The sequence below is a fragment of the Pseudomonas sp. GL93 genome, from assembly GCF_003408955.1.
Classification (GTDB): domain Bacteria; phylum Pseudomonadota; class Gammaproteobacteria; order Pseudomonadales; family Pseudomonadaceae; genus Aquipseudomonas; species Aquipseudomonas paracarnis.
In genome coordinates this window covers 1-6,631 of the sequence record NZ_NKRF01000115.1, presented here as the reverse complement: position 1 = coordinate 6,631, position 6,631 = coordinate 1, and the positions used below count along the sequence as shown (strand labels likewise).

The following is a 6,631-nucleotide window of genomic DNA, read 5'->3' as shown; positions in this document are numbered from 1 at the left end:
AGCGAGCTTGCTCGCGAAAAACGTCAACGATAATGCGCGCTTCCTGGATAAACGCGGCGCTCTCGGGTTTTTCGCGAGCAAGCTCGCTCCTACAGGGGGCGAGGTTTTATCGAGGCAGTTATCATTGCCCAGCGATCTGCTCTTTGGTGTAGAACCCGTCCTTCTCCAGCACGTCGATATTGGCCTTGGTCAGGGGCGTCGGGGTGAGCAGGATGGTGTCGACCTGTTTGCTGCCATTGTCATATTGCGAGCTGTAGGTAGGCTTTTCGCTGCGCGCCAGTTGTACCGAAAGCTTGGCCGCTTCGGTGGCGATCAGCTTGAGCGGTTTGTACACGGTCATGGTCTGGGTGCCATCGATCACACGCTTGATCGCCGCGAGGTCAGCGTCCTGGCCGGAGATCGGCACCTTGCCCGCCAGCTTCTGTGCAGCCAGGGCCTGGATCGCACCGCCGGCGGTGGCGTCGTTGGAGGCGACGATGGCATCGATCTTGTTGTCATTACGGGTCAGGGCGTTTTCGACAATGCTCAAGGCTTCGGTGGGGTTCCATTCCTTGACCCATTGCTGGCCGACGATCTTGATATCGCCTTTGTCGATGGCCGGTTGCAGCACCTTCATCTGACCTTCGCGCAGCACCTTGGCGTTGTTGTCCGTCGGCGCGCCGCCTAGCAGGAAGTAATTGCCCTTGGGCGCCGCTTGCAACACGCCGCTGGCCTGCATCTCGCCGACTTTTTCGTTATCGAAGGAAATGTAGGCGTCGATGTCGGCGTTGAGGATCAGGCGATCATAGGACACCACCTTGATCCCGGCCTTCTTGGCTTCAGCCACTGCGTTGGTCAGTACCGTGGCGTTGAACGGCACAATCACGATCACATCGACGCCCCGGGAGATGAGGTTTTCGATCTGGGCAATCTGCTTCTGTTCGTTGGCATCGGCAGACTGCACGAAGACCTTGGCGTCGAGCTTTTCCGCGGCGGCGACAAAGTAATCACGGTCGCGGGACCAGCGCTCCAGGCGCAGGTCGTCGATGGAAAAACCGATTTTCGGGTGCGCAGGGTCGGCCATCACCGGCAGGGCGAGCAGCGCCAGGGCTGCGGCGAGCAGGGCAGGTTTGAATGATTTCATGGTGGTGCGTCCTTTTATTGTTGTTGGAAAGACACAGCGTGGTGCGGGTTGAACTGTAGAGCGCCACTCGACGCTCTGTGCAGAGATTTGTCGTGCAAATGTCACCGATAGATAAACCGATTCACAACGCCTTCAAGCATCTCCTGGCGCCCACTCACCGCCTGTGGGTCCAGCGCGTTGGCAAAGGCATGTTCAGCCAATGATTCCAGGCTGAACTCCCCAGCCAACACCGCCTGGCCCAATGGCTGCTGCCAGCCGGCATAGCGCTGGTTCTTGAACTGCTGCAAGCGGTCGTCCAGCACCATCGCCGCCGCACGCTCCAACGCCAGGGCCAGCACATCCATGGCGGCGACATGCCCGTGGAACAGGTCCACCTCGTCCAGGCTCTGGCGGCGCACCTTGGAGTCGAAGTTATAGCCGCCGTTCTTGAACCCGCCGGCCTTGAGGATTTCATAGGTGGCCAGGGTCATCTCCTCGACGCTATTGGGGAACTGGTCGGTGTCCCAACCGTTCTGCGGGTCGCCACGGTTGGCGTCGATGCTGCCGAAGATCCCCAACGACACGGCGGTGGCGATCTCATGATGAAAACTGTGCCCGGCCAGCGTCGCGTGGTTGGCCTCGATGTTCACTTTGATCTCGTGTTCCAGGCCGTACTCATGCAGGAAGCCGAACACGGTGGCGCTGTCGTAATCGTATTGGTGTTTGGTCGGCTCCTGGGGCTTGGGCTCGATCAACAGGTCACCCGTAAAGCCGATCTTGTGTTTGTGTTCCACCACCATGCGCATAAAACGCCCGAGCTGTTCGCGCTCGCGCTTGAGGTCGGTGTTGAGCAAGGTTTCATACCCTTCACGGCCACCCCACAGCACGTAGTTGGCGCCCTTGAGCCGCAGCGTGGCATTCATCGCGCTGAACACCTGGGCGGCGGCGAAGGCGAACACCTCTGGGTCAGGATTGCTCGCGGCCCCAGCGGCAAAACGCGGGTTGCTGAAGCAATTGGCGGTGCCCCACAGCAGCTTGATGCCGGTCTGTTCCTGATGGCGCTCCAGGTGGTCGACCATCTGCGCAAAGTGGTTGCGGTACTCCTTAAGCGAGCTGCCTTCGGGCGCCACATCGGTGTCATGAAAGCTGTAGTAGTCGATGCCCAGCTTGGAAAAAAACTCAAACGCCGCCTCGGCCTTGCCGATGGCCACCTCCATCGGATCGCCACTGCGCTGCCAAGGGCGTTTGAACGTCCCCATCCCAAACATATCCGCCCCCGGCCACACAAAGGTATGCCAGTAACAAGCCGCCATGCGCAGGTGCTCCCGCATGGGCTTGCCGAGGATCAGTTTGTTGGCGTCGTAGTGACGAAAAGCGAGGGCAGAGGTGCTGGCAGGGCCTTCGAAGCGCACCTTCTCGACACCGGGGAAGTACGGCATGGGGTTTTCCTTATTGTTCTGGGCGGTGTCTGGATACTAGCAACGGCGCCTGGGCGGCTGATTATGAAAATCACCAAAGGGGAGTGCGATTTTGAGTGAAGAGCTGAGAACGGCTCAGGGAGTACAGGATTTAGGGAAACGTCTGACTTTACGGTGGGGATATGCCTCTTCAAAGTTTGGGGTGCCAGTCATTGCCTTGATGTGAATAGGCGAGGGCGGCGAACTAAGCAGAGAATAAGGAATATAAAGATGAGTGCATCACACGCCTTGCTATATACCAATGAAGTGTCGGCTGATTTTTTAAGTGAGTTAGACATGCCTGTGTTTTCCGAGCAGCAACGTTCGGGTTTCAGCGAACAAGCGCTGAAGATCATTAATGAACGAGATGCCCAAAATAAGGCTCATCCGGCTATTGCAATTTATCGAATAGCAACCGAGGGCAGCCAGACACGTAACGGTGGAGTCATTAAAACAACCACGTCGGGGATTGAGTTCAAACTGGCAGACGGTTCACGGGTGCGCGCTGCACATAAAGGCGACTGCGTCACGTACTCCGACGGAACTACGGCGTACATCGAAACCTCTGCGGGTGAACCCAACAGTTATCTTGCGCTTGTTGGTAGCACGCTCAGCAACGGTGACGAAATTATCAATACGCCTCAAGGCTTGGCAGTACTCATCGAGCGTAAAGGTGTGCAAAAGGCAGAAGACTTTTTGGTCGCAGTGCATAAGTAAGTATTAAAAAGGCTTTATAGAGGGTGTTGTTTTTTTATGCCGCGCTTTGAGCGTGAATCAAATTTCTAAAAGGGCAAGTGTATGAGTGAAGGACATTTTGTGGGTCTGGGTGATAAAACGACATGCGGCGGCAAGATTCTCGACGGTGACGCCAGGGTTAATATGCATGGTGTTCTCCACGCTCGCGAAGGTGACCGAGTGACGTGCGGGAAACATGCAGGGACTTACCAGATTCTGGGCGGCATTTCCCATATTCAAAGTCATGGAAAACGTGTGGCCGGCACGCTGGACAGCTTCAGCAGTTGCCCCTGTCGAGCTCGCTTGATTCCCTCGGTGTACTCGGCCACCTACGTAAACCGGAGCGCCGCACCACCCATGGGCCAGAGAGTTGCACCATCGAATACATCAGCTGTAAACGGCAGCCCTGCAGCACCGCGTCAATCTGGTTACGTGCCATCAGCTCATGCAGTGCCAACAACATTAAATGGTGCGCACGGCCAGGAGCCTGGCTTCTATATCGTGCCCCAGAGCATGACCCGCGAGGCGCTGGAAGCCACACTTTTTCCGAGGCTCGAGCCGGCAGTAATGCGCAAGTTTCAATCGCTGAATCCCAACACAGGCCACGTCAAAGCCGGCTCGATGATCGTGCTCAGCGATCCGAAAAACACCTCCTGCACCTATCAGGAAGCGCAACTGATGCAGGCTGCACAACACGTCAGCGCATCGCTGGATGAGCTGACACCCGACGAGGCCGACTTTCTGTATCGCCATGGAGCTGAAATCGCTGGGTTCGTCGGCCATACCTCAACCTGGCTAGGCGTCAGTGCGGTGGTGATGGAAAAGCACCTGAACAACTTGCGCGATACGCTGCAGGCCATGGAACGCCTGCATCAAGACAGCTATCGGCAGCACGGGCACCTTAGGTCACCGCAGTTCTTTGCTGATCGCCAGCGGTTGATGAACCAGTTGGATGCTCATCTGCTCAACTCCACCCGCCTGCGCGGGCAGACCACCTTGGGCGATCACCCCAAGTTGAAAACGGCCCTGGGTATATCCAGCCGCAGCTTGGTACATCACTGGGACAAGGCGGGTGGGCCGGGGCAGATTCCGGGGTATGCCGCTCATGTGGAGGCGGTCAGCCGTGCCACGAAGTATATGAAGGCAGGTGGTTACATCGGGATTGGTCTTGGCAGTGTGTCTTCATTGTTGGCAATTCAACAGGTGTGTAATAGGGATTCTGAGGCAGCGTGTAAAAAGGTTAAGTTTACTGAAGGGGGAAAATTTGGCCTTTCTACTGTTGGTGGTGCTTGGGGTGGCAGGATAGGTTTACAGGCCAGTGGTCCTGTTTGCCTGGCGCTAGGTATCTCTACAGGTATAGGAGGTGTTATTTGTGCTGCGGCACTGGTAGGAACTGGTGCATGGGTGGGCACGACTGCTGGTGGGATGGGAGGGGAACTAGGTGGAGAAATTCTGTACGAGAAAACTGCACCATGACTGAGGAGGAGTTCTGGAGGTCCTGGTACGCTTTTTGGATTGTTGGCGGTGGTCCTTTTTTGCTGGGTATTATAAGCATTGGATATACGTTGTATCTGAGCCGCTGTCACTTGGACGCCATGAAGGACGCGTTGAAGAATAGCCGTTACATTTACTTATGGGGGCCGAGTTTGGGGCGGCGAGGTGTGATTTGGTCCCTGTTGGAGATAGCGAAAATCGCAGGAATGGTGACGTGGTCGAAGACGTATATCCGAATTGGGGATGTAAACGCTGCTGATCTTGAAAGCTTTCCACCCTACCTAAAGCGTCTGCTGATTATTGATACGGCTGTGAAAGTCATTGGTTTTACTTGGCTTGTTATCGTAGCTGTACTACTGAAGTTTAAGTAGTTTGAAGGGGCGACACCCCTTACTTGAAAAGCCCTCGGCGTTTCCAATTCGTAGCCTGATGCATCACTAGGTTCCGGTGGGTACGCCGAGGCAAACCTGAAGAATGAAAAAATTTACGAGTCCAGAACTATGACCAGTATCGATACGTGGCCTCCCTGGATCGCAATCATCGTTACAGGGGGGCCGATTTTACTTGCCGCTGCTGGCATTACTTTTAGTCTTTGCCTTAGTCGTCGACACTTGGACTCTATAAAGGATGCGCTAAAAAACAGTCGTTTTATTTATATCTGGGGAACAAGCCTGGGAAAGAGGGGGGTAATCTGGTCGCTTCTGGAAATATCAAAAATTGCCGGAATGGTGACGTTGCCGAAGGCGTCTATTCGCATCGGAGAACTGGACCCAGGCGATCTTGAAAATTTCCCCCCTCATCTAAAACGTCTGTTGACCATCAATATGATGATGTTGATCGGTTCCGTCTTTTGGGCCGCAGTTGCAGCCATGTTGGTGGAATTTAGGTAAGTTGAGCGGGCCTCCTCCGAGGCCCGCTATGGTGGTGTTTTCGGCGGAGGGCTAGCCAAATATGCGAGTGGCCCGATCTGTGTGGCGCTAGGTGCTACCACTGGTATAGGAGGAATAATCTGCGTAGCGACAGTAATAGGAGCTGGCGCTTGGGTGGGTACGACTTATGGTGGTGGAGGGGGCGAGTATTTGGGAGATAAAATTTATGAGGTTTCTCAACCATGACCAGTATCGACACTTGGTCACCTTGGGTTGCGATATTTGTGACTGGGGGGCCAATTATTCTTGGGGTTGTGAGCACTGCATACACTCTTTACCTGAGCCACCGTCACTTGGATGCCATGAAGGAAGCCCTGAAGAATAGCCGCTACATTTATCTATGGGGGCCAAGTTTGGGGAGACGGGGCGTGATTTGGTCTCTTTTGGAAATAGCGAAAATCGCAGGAATGGTCACATGGTCAAAAGCGTATATCCGAACTGGAGATGTAAATCCTGTTGATCTTGAAAACTTTCCGCTCTACCTGAAACGTCTTTTGGTCATTGATGCAGCGATGAAAATCGTCGGTTTTACCTGGATTATTGTCGTGGGCATATTGCTGAAAATGAAATAATTGATGATTGACAGATAATGAGGCCGCCTTCTGTATCTCCATACATCGTCTGCATCAGGACAGCTATCGGCAGCACGGGCACCTTAGGTCATCGCAGTTCTTTACTGATCGCCAGCGGTTGATGAACCAGTTGGATGCTCATCTGCTCAACTCCACCCGCCTGCGCGAGCAGACCACCTTGGGCGATCACCCCAAGTTGAAAACCGCCCTGGGTATATCCAGTCGCAGCTTGGTGCATCACTGGGACAAGGCGGGTGGGCCGGGGCAGATTCCGGGGTATGCCGCTCATGTGGAGGCGGTCAGCCGTGCCACGAAGTATATGAAGGCAGGTGGTTACATCGG

At 54.8% G+C, this 6,631-nt stretch carries 6 protein-coding genes and 1 pseudogene; 5 read left to right on the top strand and 2 right to left on the bottom strand.

The window, feature by feature from the left end:
• Positions 1 to 121: 121 nt before the first annotated feature.
• Together xylF and xylA are read right to left on the bottom strand one after the other, a co-directional pair.
• Positions 122 to 1,123: a D-xylose ABC transporter substrate-binding protein gene (gene xylF / locus CER19_RS24565; RefSeq protein ID WP_116668304.1), complete on the bottom strand. Its 1,002-nt coding sequence runs from the start codon at positions 1,121 to 1,123 to the stop codon at positions 122 to 124.
• Between the two features lie 101 nt (positions 1,124 to 1,224).
• Positions 1,225 to 2,541, bottom strand: a complete 1,317-nt coding sequence (gene xylA, locus CER19_RS24560) for a xylose isomerase (RefSeq protein WP_116668303.1) — start codon at positions 2,539 to 2,541, stop codon at positions 1,225 to 1,227.
• Between the two features lie 249 nt (positions 2,542 to 2,790).
• Here xylA and CER19_RS24555 point away from each other — a divergent pair, with 249 nt between their 5' ends.
• The 5 genes and pseudogenes from CER19_RS24555 to CER19_RS24530 all read left to right on the top strand — a co-directional run.
• A complete protein-coding gene (locus CER19_RS24555; protein ID WP_116668302.1) occupies positions 2,791 to 3,276 on the top strand; it encodes a hypothetical protein in 486 nt (161 codons plus the stop codon).
• Positions 3,277 to 3,357: 81 nt separating this feature from the next.
• On the top strand, positions 3,358 to 4,770 hold the full coding sequence (locus CER19_RS24550; protein WP_116668301.1) for a PAAR domain-containing protein: 1,413 nt from the start codon (positions 3,358 to 3,360) through the stop codon (positions 4,768 to 4,770).
• A gap of 518 nt (positions 4,771 to 5,288) precedes the next feature.
• On the top strand, positions 5,289 to 5,678 hold the full coding sequence (locus tag CER19_RS24540; RefSeq protein WP_116668299.1) for a hypothetical protein: 390 nt from the start codon (positions 5,289 to 5,291) through the stop codon (positions 5,676 to 5,678).
• A 221-nt stretch (positions 5,679 to 5,899) separates the two neighbouring features.
• Positions 5,900 to 6,289: a hypothetical protein gene (locus CER19_RS24535; RefSeq protein ID WP_116668298.1), complete on the top strand. Its 390-nt coding sequence runs from the start codon at positions 5,900 to 5,902 to the stop codon at positions 6,287 to 6,289.
• Between the two features lie 121 nt (positions 6,290 to 6,410).
• Positions 6,411 to 6,631 (top strand): annotated as a pseudogene (locus tag CER19_RS24530) (PAAR domain-containing protein); the annotation flags it as partial.